The sequence below is a fragment of the Marinomonas sp. ABL3_031 genome (assembly GCF_056161265.1).
Genome location: NZ_JBSWYU010000001.1, coordinates 295,035 through 310,529 on the forward strand (window position 1 = coordinate 295,035; position 15,495 = coordinate 310,529).

Genomic DNA, 15,495 nt, shown 5'->3' on the forward strand with positions numbered 1-15,495 from the left:
GATGAGTAACGCTTGGCATGCGTCGTTATATCCCTTCTTCTACGGCTTTGAAATGTTTTGAAGCCTCGGTCAGACATTTGAGTTTTACCAAAGCAGCTGAAGAGTTGCACCTTACCCAAAGTGCGGTAAGTCGTCAGATTCGTAATCTCGAAGAGTTTCTCTCGCGGGATCTTTTTATTCGACTTAATAAACGCTTGATTCTCACTGGAACGGGCGCCGCCTATTTTAGGGAAGTGGTGCCTTTGCTGGACAGGATGGAAAACGCTTCTTTACGTATGCTGCATCGAGAAGATGAAAAAATCACCCTGACCATTTCGGCTTTACCCACTTTAGTGTCTTATTGGTTGATGCCATTGTTAGCCGAGTTTCAGGCGACGCATCCACAATTTCAACTCAAAGTTCGTTCTTTAGATGATGCCGCTAAAATTGATCCCGATGCAGTGGATGTAATTCTGCATTATGGCGGTGATCATTGGCCGCGCGCTGTGTCTCATCAGTTGATGCGCGAAGAGGTAGTGGCCGTATGTTCACCAGAATTGCTAGAGAAAGTCATGCCTCATAAAACGGATTGGCAAGTTGAAGATGTGGTGAATTTCCCATTTTTACACCTTTCCTCACGCATTCATGCATGGCCGGATTGGATGATGGCTCAGGGCCTTGAAAGCGGCTCTTTTGCTGGCGCTTCTTTTGCTCACTTTCATATGCTGTTGGAAGCGGCGAAAAACAGCATGGGTATCGCGATTTTACCCTGTATCTTGGCGCAAAAAAGTCTAGCAAGTGGTGAGTTACGGGCGCCTTTTGGAGGCTCTGTGGTCACTCCCCATGAATATTTATTGTCTTATCCAATAGACAAAGCTGACCTTGAACAGGTCATGGTGTTTCGTGACTGGTTATTGGCTTGTTTGGCTGATCATAAGCAAAATTAATGGTCTGAATAGAGAAGGTAGTCTGTAATTAAATTACATGCCTGTGATAGTATCAAACAATAATCATGATCAAGTTTCGGGATAGATTACCATGAATAAAAAGACCACAGCACTTTTCATCCTTGATGGTTGGGGGTACAGCGAAACCTCAACTTCTAATGCCATAGAAGCAGCCAATACACCGAATTGGGATAAGCTTTGGGCCAATCACCCTCACTCTCTGATCAAAACCTCTGGTCTTGCGGTTGGATTACCTGATGGACAAATGGGCAACTCGGAAGTTGGCCATATGAACATAGGGGCAGGCCGGATTGTTTATCAAAACTTTACTCGCATCGGCAAAGCCATTGAAGACGGTTCATTCTTTGACAATTCAGCTTTAGTGGGTGCGGTTGATAAAGCCATTGCTGCAGGCAAAGCGGTTCATATTTTGGGCTTACTTTCGGACGGTGGCGTGCACAGTCATCATGAACAAATCATGGCAATGTGTGAGCTTGCGGTGAAGCGTGGCGCGCAAAAAGTCTATGTTCACGGCTTTACTGACGGCCGTGATACACCACCTCGGTCTGCGAAAACGCCGGTGGCTGAGTTGGAAGCAAAACTGGCCGAATTGGGTGTGGGCAAAATTGCTACGCTGACTGGCCGTTATTACGCCATGGACCGAGACAATCGTTGGGAGCGTGTGCAAACCGCTTATGATGCGATTGTGTTAGGACAAGGCGAAGGCGCGCAAAGTGCTGAACAAGCGATTCAAGCCGCTTATGATAGAGATGAAACCGATGAGTTTGTCAAAGCCTCGGTTATTGGTGATGCCGTACCTATGGAAGACGGTGATGCGGTGGTATTTGCCAACTTCCGCCCTGACCGTGCGCGTCAACTAACCCGTGCTTTTACGGATGCGGGTTTTGATGGTTTTGAACGTGCTGTTGTACCTAAACTGTCGGCTTTTGTGACTTTTACCGAATACGCTTCTGATATTGTCGCTGATGTGGCTTTCCCCCCCGAAGCTTTGAAAAATACTTTGGGTGAAGTGTTGGCCAGCAGTGGTAAGAAACAATTGCGTATTGCGGAGACAGAGAAATACGCTCATGTCACTTTCTTCTTTAATGGTGGTGAGGAAGCTTTGTTTGATGGTGAAGAGCGTGAATTGATTCCATCTCCCAATGTGGCGACCTACGATTTACAGCCTGAAATGAGTGCCCCAGAAATGACGGACAAGCTGGTGGAAGTGATTGAAGCGGGCAAGTACGACACCATCATTTGTAACTTTGCCAACGGCGATATGGTTGGGCACAGTGGTGTATTTGATGCGGCGGTAAAAGCCGTTGAAGCAGTGGATGCTTGCTTAGGACGCATTATGACAGCTCTAGATCACAATGGTGGTCAGTGTTTGATAACGGCAGACCATGGTAATGTGGAACAAATGCTGAGTGACGATGGTTCACAACCTTTGACGTCTCACACTAATGGACCTGTGCCATTGGTTCTGTACTCTGCAGATAAGCATTTGGCGCTTAACGATGGTGCTTTGTGTGATCTTGCCCCAACTTTATTGGACATGATGGGCATGGATTTACCTGCAGAGATGTCAGGTGTGAGCATCCTAACGCGTTCTTGAGGATAACATGATCGGAATATTACGTTCTTGTTTTATTTGCCTTCTGTTACTGCCAAGCGTGGTTTTGGCAGTCGGGGAGCCGCAAACGCCGGAAGAGGCCAAGCAGCAGATTGAGGCTTTGCAAAAAGATCTCAAAAAGCTAAACACTTGGCTTAAAGAGGTGAAATCAGAACGTTCCGATGTTGAAAAACAGCTGGAAAGCAAAGAAAAAGACATCCAAGAGTTACTCAAAAAGATTCAAAGTATTCAGGACAGTCTGCAACAAGGCGAACAGCAATTAAGTCAATTGCGTATCCAACAAAAATCTTTGCAATTAAGTATTCAACAGCAGAACGATCAAATAGCCGCCCAATTAAGGGCGGTTTATCGTTCAGGCAAAGAAGAAAGTATTAAGCTGTTTTTAAATGGTGATAACACCGAAGATTCGCAGCGTTTGGTGCAATACAATCGTTACTTTTCTAATGCACGACAATCCTTGATCAACGGTTTTATTACCGAAGTGAATGATCTCAATCTAGTGGAAAAGAGCATCCGCAGTCACCGGGCTCAGCAAGCCAGAGAAGAAGTAGAGCTCAAACAGCAACGCCAAGCCTTATTGGCGCAACAAACTGAGCGTCGCAGCCTCTTAGCTAAGTTGGATAAAGACTTAGCGCAAGGTGGTCAGCGAGCACGTCAAATTCAACAAGATCAGCAAAACCTAAAAGATTTATTGCAGCGACTGGAAGAAGCCTTGGCCGACATTCAGATTCCTGATCCAGAAGTACCATTTGCTTCATTACGAGGTAAGTTAATTAAACCACTCACTAGGTTATCCGAATTACGCACCACAGGTATTGATTTGGGTGGCGTGACATTAAGGGCACGAGAAGGTGAGCCTGTGCACGCAATTTCACAAGGACGAGTGGTATTTGCTGATTGGATGCGAGGTTTCGGTTTTTTACTGATTCTCGATCATGGCGATGGTTATATGTCTATGTATGGCTACAATCAAAGTTTATTAAAAGAAGTTGGCGAATGGGTAGGGGCCAATGATATTGTAGCCATGGCAGGCAGTACGGGTGGGCAGCCTGACAGCGCTTTATTCTTTGCCATTCGCCACAATGGAGCCCCCTTAAATCCGTTAGCTTGGGTAGCGGGTTAGTATTCTTCGATAGGAATAATTATGATCAAATTGTTTGGTTGTGGTCTGACATTCTCCGTGTTGATGACCATGACGCCTTTCTCTCTTGCTGCAGATTCACAAGATGGCTCAGTTTTGCCAACAGCACAAATTCAATCTTTTGTTGAAGCCTTTGAGACGATTCGTGAAGGTTATGTGGAAGAGCTCTCTGATGAGGATATTCTCCATAAAGCCTTAAAAGGTATGGCCACGGCTTTAGATCCACATTCAGAGTATTTTACCAAAACGGAATTGGCGGATTTCAACGAACTCACATCGGGAAATTATGCCGGCATAGGTGTTGAAGTCGAAATGAAAGACAAACGTCTTACTGTGGTCACGCCAATTGATGGCTCAGCGGCAGCCGAGGCAGGCATCTTACCAGGGGATGTCATAGTGCGTATTAATAATACCCTAATCACAGATTTGGATATGCAGGACATCGTCACTCTGATGAGAGGGGAGGTTGGTTCATTAGTGACTTTAGATATTGAACGTAACGGTGAGATACAAGAATTTGTGTTGACGCGTCGTCTTGTTGAAGACGACAGTGTGACTTATAAATGGTTAGATGATTCGATTGCGTATTTTCGTATCAGTCAGTTCCAAAGTGATACGTCGAGAGAGTTTGTGAATGCCATCGAAACACTCAAAGCAGAAAGTACCATTCAAGGTGTGGTGTTGGATTTACGTAATAATTCGGGCGGTGTTTTGCAAAGTGCGGTGGGTGTGGTCAATGCCTTTATTAATGATGGCATGATTGTCTATACAGATGGCCGTCATAACATGTCAAAAAGTCAGTTTGTTGCTGATCGTGCCAGTACTTTATTGGCGCAAGTAGCTGTGGTGGTATTAGTGAACGATGGTTCTGCTTCTGCGTCTGAAATTGTCGCCGGGGCTTTGCAGGATCATAAACGTGCAGTCATTTTGGGTACTGAAACCTTTGGTAAAGGTTCTGTGCAAACAGTAGTGCCTTTGTCGAATGGTGATGCGGTGAAATTAACGACTGCCTTGTATTTTACACCAAATGGACGTTCCATTCAGGCACAAGGTATTCAGCCTGATCTGATGATTCCGCAGGCTAAATTGAGCTTTGATGAAGAACAGTTTTTTGTAAAAGAAGCTGAATTAAAAGGGCACCTGGGTAATGCCACTGGCGGCAAAGAACGTACCAGTGCGGATGTAGAAACAGAGATTGCAGACCTTGCTAAAACGGATTTTCAATTGTTTCAAGCCGTTACTATCTTGAAGACGCTACCGAAACTGATTCAATAGTCGTGAAGTACCCAGTGAAAAAAAATGCTTTTGATTTGTGCTCAAACGCACTTGTTGTATTGTTATTGAGTTTGCCGATAGGCTTTTCTCAAATTGTGGAAGGGAGTGACAATACGGAGGAGAACGCTTCAGTAATGCCTTCTCCAGCGCCGATCGAAGATTATTTGGATTGGTCAGAATATTGGTCGTTACCGATTGAACAAGCTGCACCTATTTCACCACAATGGTTAGGTCCGGTGTTGCCCAAGGCGCAAGATATTCCTCTCATCTTGCCGACACAAAAGCCCATTTATGATGCTGGGCCTGTTGTTGGTGCCGAACCTAAATCTATTATTGATGTTGAACCTATTGTAGATGCAGAAAAAGCTTGGGAGCCAGTGGTTGCACCGATTTTGCAAGCACCGGATACGATCTTGAATCAGCAGAGCCATCCGCAACCTTGGTTGAATACTTTTACTGATGAGCAGGCTTCTCAATTGCGTAAGCAGGCGGTTGATGAGCACCCAAGACCCTCAAAAATAGCCATTTTGATCGATGACTTAGGTTATAACCGTCGTGGCATGAAAGGTTCTTTGGCATTGCCTACTGAAGTGGCACTGGCCATCTTACCTGAAACGCCTTACGCGCAACAAACCGCACGTGAAGCACAACAACAATCACGCATTACCTTATTACACGCGCCAATGGAGAATGAGCGTGAATTGAAATTAGGGCCTGGGGGCTTGTATGCCAAGATGTCTGAGCAGGAACTTAAAGCGGTATTGATAAAAGATTTAGAGGGCTTGCCAGGGATCCAAGGTGCTAATAATCACATGGGCAGTTTACTGACCACTAAGCCTGAAGCCATGAAATGGGTGATGGAAGTGTTACAAGAACGCTCGATGTTTTTCATCGACAGCTTAACCAGCCCGAAAAGTATTGCTGAGCAAACCGCGAGACAACATGGTTTAAAAACCGTCCGCCGTGATGTGTTCTTAGACAATATCCGTACTCATCAAGCCATTGATAAGCAATTTAACCGTTTGCTTAAATTAGCGCGCCGACATGGCAGTGCCTTAGCCATAGGTCACCCCTACCCAGAAACATTGGACTATCTTAAACAAAGATTGGTTCAGTTGGAAAAGGATGGCGTTTTACTGGTTCCCTTATCCGCTTTATTAAAATTGCCCAAAAAATAACATTTCAGAGTTTTTTGAAATAAAAGCGGATTTTTTTGCAATTTTTTCTTTGCGATTTGTACTAAATTATTAATGGCTTCAAAATTCTTTTTATTGAACCCAGTCTTTCTCTTCAAAAACCTCCTTGCCCTTTGTGTCCAAACGGTGCAACAGATCTCTATTGTCAGAAGAAAACTCTAAAATATTCTATTTTTATAGTGGCTTAAGCTATTTTTTCTTTTATTTATGGATTTATATTTGTTTTTTTGGTGATTTACCAGTGCACTGCTATTGACCAAGTAATGTGCAAATATTATTGTTTAGCTTTATTTTAGTGCACATTTCTTGAATAATTTCAGTGCAAGTTCCTTCCAAAATACTAATTTTAGGGTTTAGTTTTGGTTGGAACGCTTCTTGCTTTTGGATAACAACGATAAAACACAAAACGAGTAGAGGCTTTTCTTATGTCAAATGCGGTAATTAGAAAAACATTGGTATCTCTTGCTGTTGCTGGTGCAGTAACGGTCGCTCAAGCGGATGTTATCATCGGTGTTGCAGGTCCTCATACGGGTGCCTACGCAGCTTTCGGTGCGCAGCTATGGAATGGTGCTTCTGCAGCAGCCCAAGCGATTAATGACGCCGGCGGTATCGATGGCGAAATGATTAAATTGGTTAAAGCTGACGATGCTTGTGAGCCAAAACAAGCAGTATCTGTTGCCAACCGTCTAGTGGACTCTGATGAAGCGATAGCGGTGGTTGGTCACTTCTGTTCATCTTCTTCTATCCCAGCTTCCAATATCTATGAAGAGGCGGGTGTTCTTCAAGTGACTCCAGCGTCAACGAACCCTGGTTTTACTGATCGTGGTTTACCCAACGTATTCCGTGTTTGTGGCCGTGATGACCAGCAAGGCGACGTAGCTGCGAGCTACATTGTTGATACTTTGGGTGCCAAGAAAGTTGCCGTGATTCACGACAAAGATACCTATGGTAAAGGCTTGGCTGACGCTATGAAGAAAACCCTTAACAGTTACGGCGTGAAAGAAGTGCTGTATGAAGGTTTGACCCGTGGTGAGAAAGACTTCAACGCTTTGGTAACGAAAATTCGTTCTGTTGACGCAGATGTCGTTTACTTTGGTGGTTTGCATTCAGAAGCCGGCCCATTAGTGCGTCAGCTGCGTGAACAAGGTTCAAAAGCGGTGTTTATCTCAGGTGACGGTATCGTCTCTGATGAATTTGTATCGGTAGCAGGTTCACCTAAATACGTTGATGGCGTATTGATGACATTTGGTGCGGATCCAACCACATATGCCGCAGGTAAAGACGTTGTAGAGAAATTCCGTGCCGACGGCATCGAGCCAGAAGGTTACGTAATGTATTCTTACGCGGCGATGCAAGTGGTAGCAGAAGCGCTTAAACAGGCTGATTTGGATCCTGTCAAAGCGGCTGACTGGTTGCATGGTCATAAAGTAGAAACAGTAATGGGAACCAAGTCTTTCGACGAGAAAGGAGATTTGTTGGTGTCTGACTACGTAATGTACGAGTGGGACGACAAAGGCAAATACAGCATGCTAGACATGTAATGTCACTTTCTAAAAATCATGGGCTGGCTAACATCGCCAGTCCATGTGCCTTTCTGTTTATGTTCCCAAGAGGTTTTTGATGGATATCATTCTCCAGCAGCTGGTCAATGGGCTTTCCCTTGGCTCTGTTTACGGGCTAATTGCAATTGGGTACACCATGGTTTACGGGATCATTGGTATGATCAACTTCGCTCATGGCGATGTGTACATGGTGTCCGCTTACATCACGGCAATTGCGATTGCTTTACTTTCTTTCTTCGGTATTGAGTCTTTTCCTGTTGTTATTCTAGGTACTCTCATTTTCACTATTTTTGTGACAGGTGTTTACGGTTGGGTAATTGAACGCGTGGCGTATCGTCCTTTGCGCGGCTCCAGTCGTTTGTCTATTTTGATTTCCGCCATTGGCATGTCCCTGATTTTGCAGAACTATGTACAGTTAAGCCAAGGTGCAAAACAACAAGGTGTGTCCACTTTGTTATCCGGTGCTATTCGTTTTGACGTAGGCGATGGCTTTGTGCAGCTGACCTATATGAAGCTGTTTATACTCTGTGCCTCCTTTATAGGTATGGGTGTACTGACTTACATCATCCAAAAAACCAAATTAGGCCGTATGTGTCGCGCGACGCAACAAGATCCTAAAATGGCGTCGATTTTGGGTATCGATACCGACAAAATTATTTCAACCGTGTTTGTTATCGGTGCCACCATGGCCGCATTGGCGGGTGTTTTGGTAACACTGGATTATGGCGGTTTTGACTTCTATGTTGGCTTTATTATCGGTATCAAAGCTTTCACTGCTGCGGTGCTAGGCGGTATCGGTTCACTTCCAGGTGCCATGTTAGGTGGTATCATTTTAGGTCTGTCGGAAGCTCTATTCGCCGGCTTGATCAGCTCAGATTATAAGGATGTGTTCTCTTTCTCTTTATTGGTGATAATTTTGATCTTCCGCCCAAGTGGTTTATTGGGTAAACCTGAAGTGGAGAAAGTGTAATGAGCCAAACAACGACGAATATTGATTTCAAAAAAAGCATCATTGATGCCGTGATTGCCGGTTTATTAGCCCTGATTGTGTTTGGTCCAATCGTTGGTATTGTGCTGGACGGTTATGATTTTAATGCGGAACCACAGCGTCTTATCGGTATTATTGCCGTCGTGATGGCGGGGCGTTTTTTGGCATCTGTGTTTTTTCAAACACCAAAAGGCGCAGCTTTTCTTTATAAGCATGTCTCGAAAGACGACGGTGTTCACGTTTTGCCAGCCGACCACAAGTCTAAGCTGCGTTGGATTATTCCTTTGACCATAGTGGTGGCGCTGTTAGTGCCATTTGTCGCCTCAAAATACATCTTAACCGTGGTGATTCTGGGCCTTATCTACGTCTTGTTGGGCTTGGGTCTTAACATAGTGGTAGGGCTTGCTGGTCTATTGGATTTGGGTTTTGTGGGCTTTTACGCCATTGGTGCTTATGGCTTGGCGTTAGGCTACGAATATTTGGGTTTAGGTTTTTGGTCTATGTTGCCGATTGCCGCCATCATTGCCGCCATATTTGGGGCCATTTTAGGTTTCCCTGTGTTGCGTATGCATGGTGACTACTTAGCCATCGTAACCTTAGGCTTTGGTGAGATTATTCGTTTGGTATTAACCAACTGGACGGAAGTGACCCAAGGACCTAATGGGATGAATGCTCCATTGCCGACTTTCTTTGGTATGGAATTCAAGCGTCGCGCCAGCGAAGGTCATGTGCCTTTCCATGAATTTTTTGGCATTCCTTACAGCTCAGGTTATAAGTATATTTTTATTTATCTGGTCTTGCTGCTGGTCGTGTTAGGCGTGCTGTATGTGAAAAAACGCTTAACCAAAATGCCAATTGGCCGTGCCTGGGAAGCGCTCCGTGAAGACGAAATTGCATGTCGTTCATTGGGTCTAAACCATGTCTTGGTAAAATTGTCAGCCTTCATGATAGGGGCTTCTACCGGTGGTTTGGCAGGGGTATTCTTTGCGACCTACCAAGGTTTTGTAAACCCTTCTTCTTTCACCTTCTTTGAATCGGCCTTGATTCTGGCGATTGTGGTGTTAGGTGGTATGGGGTCAACTTTGGGTGTGGTAATTGCTGCTTTTGTTTTGACCGTTGCGCCAGAGTTGTTAAGGGAATTTGCAGACTACCGCGTATTGGCCTTCGGTATGCTAATGGTGTTAATGATGATTTGGAAACCTCGTGGTCTTGTACGTATGACTCGTACTGGTGTAGAGCAGCGTGAGGGGAATGTGAAATGAGCCAAGACAGTATCTTAAAAGTAGACAATTTGGTCATGCATTTTGGCGGTATTAAAGCCCTCAATGACATTGATTTTGAAATTAAACGTGGCTCAGTTTCGGCATTGATTGGTCCAAATGGTGCCGGTAAAACCACAGTATTTAATTGTTTAACCGGTTTCTATAAAGCGACTGGCGGTAGCATAATGTTGAACGCTGGTGGTAAAACGACCAGTATAATTCAAGTATTGGGTGAGCCATTCCAAGGTTCAGACTTTATTAATCCCATTGCCTTTATAAAACGTCTTAAATACAAGATGTTTGGCGGTTCGCATTTGGTGAACCGTGCAGGCTTGTCGCGTACCTTCCAGAACATACGTTTGTTCAAAGAAATGTCGGTAGTTGAGAATCTATTGGTTGCCCAGCATATGCGCGTTAACCGTAGTTTGATAGCTGGTATTTTCAACACTAAAACATTTAAAAAGTCTGAAGAAGAAGCTCTTGAACGCGCTTTTTACTGGCTTGGTGTGGTGGATCTGAAAGATTTTGCTAACCGTTTGGCGGGGGAATTGTCTTACGGTCAGCAACGTCGTCTAGAAATTGCGCGGGCCATGTGTACTAATCCAGAAATTGTTTGTTTGGATGAGCCTGCGGCCGGTCTTAACCCTTCTGAAACGGAAGCCTTGACCAAGATGATCCGAGTTTTGCGTGATGAGCACAATACCACAGTATTGCTCATTGAGCATGATATGGGCATGGTCATGAATATCTCTGATTACATTGTGGTGTTGGACCATGGTGAGGTAATTGCAAAAGGCGGTCCCGATGACATTAAGTCGAATCCAAAAGTGATTGCGGCTTACTTGGGAGCGGAAGAAGGTGAAGAGGTGACGTTATGAGCAGCTTGATGGAATTTAAAGAGGTTGATGTTCATTACGGTCCTATTCAAGCTCTAAAAAAAGTCTCTTTGTCGGTCAATGAAGGGGAGATAGTGACTCTGATTGGCGCAAACGGGGCAGGTAAATCGACCTTACTTATGTCCATCTTTGGTCAGCCTAGAATCTCGTCGGGCGAGATTGTTTATCGTGGTGAAGACATTTCTAAGAAATCGGCTCACTATGTAGCGTCGCATGGTCTGGCGCAATCGCCGGAAGGTCGTCGTATCTTTCCTGGTATGACGGTGGAGGAGAACTTGTTAATGGGCACCATTCCCATTGGCATGGATCACGCCGAAGAAGACATGCGTAAAATGTTTGATCTCTTCCCTCGACTTGAGGAACGCCGTAATCAGCGAGCTTCTACCATGTCAGGGGGTGAGCAGCAAATGCTTGCCATTGCCCGTGCTTTAATGAGTCGCCCTAAACTCTTGTTGCTGGATGAGCCGAGTTTGGGTCTGGCGCCTATTATTGTTAAACAGATCTTTGAAATTCTGAAAGACGTAGCTAGCACAGGCATGACCATTTTCTTAGTAGAGCAAAATGCCAACCACGCATTGAAGCTGGCTGACCGTGGCTATGTGATGGTCAATGGTGAAATTCGTATGACGGGCACTGGTGATGAGTTACTAGTGAACCCAGAAGTGCGCGATGCATATCTAGGTGGTCATTAAACGACTTAGTAAATTAGGTGATAGATAAAAGCGAAACGGCGAGTTGTTCACAGCTCGCCGTTTTTTTATATATGTGTATAAGTATATGACTTTTCAACAGAAATATTAAAATCTTATGTTGTTATCAAGCGCGAAACAGTTTTCCTGTTAGTATGTCTTTTACTTGAGAAGGTTGGGCTGCTGCGCCCAGTGGCGCTTGATAAATGCCGTCAAGTTGATCACCAAAGTAGTTCATTACTTGCTCTGCGCTTAGGGCAGGATCAAGGCCCGCAGGGTTTGCAGAAGTGGACACAATGACACCACCAAATACCTGAGATAATGTCTGAACTGGTGGATGTTGGCTAAGACGAATGGCAACGCTGGCATGTTCTCCTCGTACCCAACTTGGTGTGATGTCAGTATCCGGCACCACCCAGGAAGTAGGGCGCTCGGTTTTGTTGAGTAAACGTTGGGCAGCCTCTGTGGGTAAAGTATCTGCCCATGCTTGTAGATGCTCCGCTTGACCGGTAATTAGGATAAGCCCTTTGGCTTCTGGGCGAGACTTGAGTGTCAAAATTCGCTTTACCGCCACTTCATTGAACGGGTCACAACCTAGTCCCCAAACCGCTTCCGTTGGGTAGGCAATAACACCGCCGTTGCGCAAAATACTGGCAAGTTCGTGTGCAGAGGTAATGAGTTTCATAGCAGGCCAAAATAACATATAGGGTTGAACAAAAAATAGGCCGGCAATTGTAGCGAGAAAAATGGTAAGGAACCAGTGTTGGCCAACGCGAGGGCGTCAGCCAACAGGCCAGATATTATGACATAGCGTCGATTTTTTCTTTGATTTCGCTGATCTTGCTATTGACGACTTTTTCTAAGTGTTCAAGTTCTTTGATCAGATCTTCTTTGGTTGCTTTGCTTTGATGTTGTTTGCCGACGATTTGTTCTAGTTCCTCCATGGCTCTTAATACAACCAATGAAGGTTCTTGTACTTGACGATAGGTTTGTTGCCCGCCATCAGCCAATACTGTTTTAGTGGAACGACCGAACTTGAATTTCTTACTCTTTGGCAGTAAAGATCCTTTTTCGCGACGGTAATAAATTTTCAGTACGTCATGGCCAGATTCATAGCGTAGAGTGAATTTTTCAATGTCTTGAATACTGGTAACGCCCATTGACTGAAGAGTTGGATACATAAGTCTGTTCCCTTTATTAGTGTTCGAATCTCATCCGTAATTAGTAGGGGATTGACGCAGGAAAAGCAAGTCAAAAATACCCAGATAAACAGAAGATGCCAGTTACCTTGATGTAACTGGCAGTTTTTGCGACAAGCTTGATGGTTTATTCTTCGTCTTGTTCTGCGTGATCGATATTGAGCTCTTTTATTTTGCGTGTCAGGGTGTTACGCCCCCAACCGAGTAGCAAAGAAGCATCGCGCCGGCGACCACCTGTGTGGGCTAAAGCGGTTTCAATCATGATGCGCTCAAACTTGGGCACAGCTTGATCGAGAATGCCTTTTTGGCCCGTTGCAAGCGTACTGTCTACCCAGTTTTTTAACGCTTCTTCCCAAGATGAGAAAGGTTGTTCATTTGGCACTGCGGTTAATAACTCGGGTGGTAAATCCTCTACCAATACTTCACGGCCAGAAGCCATGACTATTAGCCAACGGCAGGTGTTTTCTAACTGACGTACGTTACCCGGCCAGTCTAACTGAGTTAAGTAGTTTTCCGTTTCTTTAGTCAGTTGTTTGGGTTCTACAGACAATTCTTCGGCAGCACGATTTAAGAAATGACGCGCTAGTTTTGGAATGTCTTCACGACGTTCAGATAGCTTGGGTAAATGGATGCGAATGACGTTCAAACGGTGAAATAAATCTTCACGGAATGAACCTTTTTGCACCAGACTTTCCAAATCTTGGTGGGTTGCCGCTATGATGCGTACGTCAACTTTTACGGGAGTATGACCACCAACACGATAAAATTCACCATCGGCTAACACACGTAATAGACGAGTTTGTGTTTCCGCTGGCATATCTCCAATCTCGTCTAGAAAAAGCGTACCACCGTTCGCCTGTTCAAAACGACCACGGCGTTGCGTATTCGCACCCGTAAAGGCGCCTTTTTCATGACCAAATAACTCGGATTCGATTAAGTCGTGTGGAATGGCTGCCATATTGAGGGCAATGAAAGGGTTTGCCGCGCGTGGACTGTGCGTATGTAACGCTTGTGCGACGAGTTCTTTTCCTGTTCCAGATTCACCATTAATGAGCACGGTAATGTTAGAGTTAGCTAGGCGACCAATAGCACGAAATACTTCCTGCATGGCAGGGGCTTCACCTATGATTTCTTTGTCGACTTGCGGTTCCACTTCTTGTTCCATGTCGTCCGTACTTGGCATGGCATTTTTATGGTGAAGCATGGCGCGCTTCACTAAGCTTACCGCTTCTTCGACATCAAAAGGCTTAGGCAGGTATTCAAAAGCACCACCCTGATAAGAAGCCACCGCACTCTCCAAGTCGGAATGGGCGGTCATAATGATGACAGGCAAATAAGGGTAGTCGTTTTGCAATTTTTCTAATAATTTTAAACCGTCCATACCTGGCATGCGGATATCACTGATAATGGCGTTAGGTTGCTCTTTATCTATCATGTGTACTAGGTTTTCAGCGGAATCAAACAAGCGACACTGAATGCCTTCTTGTTCTAAGGTTTTTTCTAGAACCCAGCGAATGGAACGGTCATCGTCAACAATCCATACGGTTTCTTCAGTTGTCATAACGCTTTCTCCTGTTCTAGGACTGTCGTCTCAATGGGAATCAAAATATTGAATTCTGTGTGTTTTGGCTCACTGTTACATTCCACTATGCCTTGATGTTGGTTAATAACAGATTGTGCAATAGAAAGGCCAAGTCCAGTGCCATCGGCACGGCCGCTGACCATAGGATAAAATAGGGTGTTTAAGATGTTCTCGGGAATTCCTGGGCCATTATCCACTATGCTGATTTTACAGACTAAGCGGTGACGCTTTGAACCAATGGTAAATTGACGAAGTGTACGTGTGACAATGTGAATGGTCTTGTCTTGATTATTATCATCTGCCATCAGTGCTTGCATGGCATTTCGGGTAATATTAAGTAATGCTTGAATAAGTTGTGATTCATCACCAATCAGATCGGGAATACTCGGGTCGTAGTCGCGAATGAGATGAATTTGATTGTCGGTTTCGACGGAAATCAATTGGCGAACACGTTCAATGACTTTGTGAATATTCAGTGCCTTATTTTTGGGCAATTGACGTGGCCCTAGTAATCTATCAACTAAATCCCGAAGGCGGTCGGATTCTTCAATAATAACTTGAGTGTAATCTTTTAAAGCTTCATCGCTAAAGGCACGACTAATCAGCTGAGCAGCGCCGCGTATGCCACCTAATGGGTTTTTAATTTCATGGGCCAAACCTCGCACCAACTCTTTGCTGCTTTCGTGATTGGCAATGATTTCATCTTCTTTGGAAATACGCTTCATTCGATCTCTTGGATAGAGTTCAATAATCAGACTTTCGGTAAAGTTTGAAGAACCCATCACCGGAGTCACAGTATAGTCGCAGAAGAGCTTTTTGCCATTGCTGCACTCAATTTCCGCTTCACGTTTGGTATAAGGATGGCCGGACTCAATAGCGGAATGAAGCGCTTCAATGCTCTCTTCAACTTCGCGGAATGCGGCACTTAAATCATTGCCATAAATGCGACGACGACTGACTGCCAACAGCATTTCTGCTGCTGGATTTAGATATTCGATTTCTAGTGCATTGTTAAGCTCAACAACGGCAGTTGATAAGTGATCTATAAGTAGGTTGTACACTGCATTCGCCTCTCTTCTGACGTTTAACTAACTGCAAAAAACGAACCAACATTGGGCAAATTAAAAGCGCTTGTTTTTCAAG

At 44.7% G+C, this 15,495-nt stretch carries 14 protein-coding genes; 10 read left to right on the plus strand and 4 right to left on the minus strand.

Annotated features, from left to right (window positions below; translation table 11 throughout):
* Positions 1-17 precede the first annotated feature (17 nt).
* From ACXAH2_RS01490 to ACXAH2_RS01535, 10 genes are all read left to right on the plus strand, one after another.
* Positions 18-926, plus strand: a complete 909-nt coding sequence (locus tag ACXAH2_RS01490) for a LysR substrate-binding domain-containing protein (protein WP_475076076.1) — start codon at positions 18-20, stop codon at positions 924-926.
* 91 nt (positions 927-1,017) lie between these two features.
* Positions 1,018-2,544 (plus strand): 2,3-bisphosphoglycerate-independent phosphoglycerate mutase, encoded by a 1,527-nt coding sequence (gene gpmI, locus ACXAH2_RS01495; protein WP_475076078.1) that lies wholly within the window; start codon positions 1,018-1,020, stop codon positions 2,542-2,544.
* A gap of 7 nt (positions 2,545-2,551) precedes the next feature.
* Positions 2,552-3,685 (plus strand): murein hydrolase activator EnvC family protein, encoded by a 1,134-nt coding sequence (locus tag ACXAH2_RS01500; protein WP_475076080.1) that lies wholly within the window; start codon positions 2,552-2,554, stop codon positions 3,683-3,685.
* A gap of 21 nt (positions 3,686-3,706) precedes the next feature.
* The gene (locus ACXAH2_RS01505) at positions 3,707-4,978 is read left to right on the plus strand and encodes a S41 family peptidase (protein WP_475076082.1); all 1,272 of its coding nucleotides are present in this window, start codon (positions 3,707-3,709) and stop codon (positions 4,976-4,978) included.
* Positions 4,979-4,992: 14 nt separating this feature from the next.
* A complete protein-coding gene (locus tag ACXAH2_RS01510) occupies positions 4,993-6,156 on the plus strand; it encodes a divergent polysaccharide deacetylase family protein (protein WP_475076083.1) in 1,164 nt (387 codons plus the stop codon).
* A 443-nt stretch (positions 6,157-6,599) separates the two neighbouring features.
* Complete coding sequence (locus ACXAH2_RS01515) at positions 6,600-7,715, plus strand: branched-chain amino acid ABC transporter substrate-binding protein (protein ID WP_475076084.1); 1,116 nt, start codon at positions 6,600-6,602, stop codon at positions 7,713-7,715.
* Between the two features lie 79 nt (positions 7,716-7,794).
* On the plus strand, positions 7,795-8,706 hold the full coding sequence (locus ACXAH2_RS01520) for an ABC transporter permease subunit (RefSeq protein ID WP_475076086.1): 912 nt from the start codon (positions 7,795-7,797) through the stop codon (positions 8,704-8,706).
* The gene (livM, locus tag ACXAH2_RS01525; protein ID WP_475076087.1) at positions 8,706-9,986 is read left to right on the plus strand and encodes a high-affinity branched-chain amino acid ABC transporter permease LivM; all 1,281 of its coding nucleotides are present in this window, start codon (positions 8,706-8,708) and stop codon (positions 9,984-9,986) included. Before ACXAH2_RS01520 ends, livM begins: the two co-directional genes overlap by 1 nt.
* The gene (locus tag ACXAH2_RS01530) at positions 9,983-10,864 is read left to right on the plus strand and encodes an ABC transporter ATP-binding protein (protein WP_475076089.1); all 882 of its coding nucleotides are present in this window, start codon (positions 9,983-9,985) and stop codon (positions 10,862-10,864) included. Before livM ends, ACXAH2_RS01530 begins: the two co-directional genes overlap by 4 nt.
* On the plus strand, positions 10,861-11,574 hold the full coding sequence (locus tag ACXAH2_RS01535; RefSeq protein WP_475076090.1) for an ABC transporter ATP-binding protein: 714 nt from the start codon (positions 10,861-10,863) through the stop codon (positions 11,572-11,574). Before ACXAH2_RS01530 ends, ACXAH2_RS01535 begins: the two co-directional genes overlap by 4 nt.
* A 124-nt stretch (positions 11,575-11,698) precedes the next feature.
* Here ACXAH2_RS01535 and tsaC read toward each other — a convergent pair whose 3' ends face one another.
* From tsaC to glnL, 4 genes are all read right to left on the minus strand, one after another.
* A complete protein-coding gene (gene tsaC / locus ACXAH2_RS01540; RefSeq protein WP_475076092.1) occupies positions 11,699-12,256 on the minus strand; it encodes an L-threonylcarbamoyladenylate synthase type 1 TsaC in 558 nt (185 codons plus the stop codon).
* A 115-nt stretch (positions 12,257-12,371) separates the two neighbouring features.
* Positions 12,372-12,752 (minus strand): DUF3461 family protein, encoded by a 381-nt coding sequence (locus ACXAH2_RS01545; protein ID WP_475076093.1) that lies wholly within the window; start codon positions 12,750-12,752, stop codon positions 12,372-12,374.
* Between the two features lie 145 nt (positions 12,753-12,897).
* Positions 12,898-14,331 carry a nitrogen regulation protein NR(I) gene (gene ntrC, locus ACXAH2_RS01550; protein WP_475076095.1) on the minus strand — a complete coding sequence of 478 codons (1,434 nt, stop codon included), beginning with the start codon at positions 14,329-14,331 and terminating at the stop codon, positions 12,898-12,900.
* Positions 14,328-15,413 carry a nitrogen regulation protein NR(II) gene (gene glnL / locus ACXAH2_RS01555; RefSeq protein WP_475076096.1) on the minus strand — a complete coding sequence of 362 codons (1,086 nt, stop codon included), beginning with the start codon at positions 15,411-15,413 and terminating at the stop codon, positions 14,328-14,330. Before glnL ends, ntrC begins: the two co-directional genes overlap by 4 nt.
* Between the last annotated feature and the right edge of the window lie 82 nt (positions 15,414-15,495).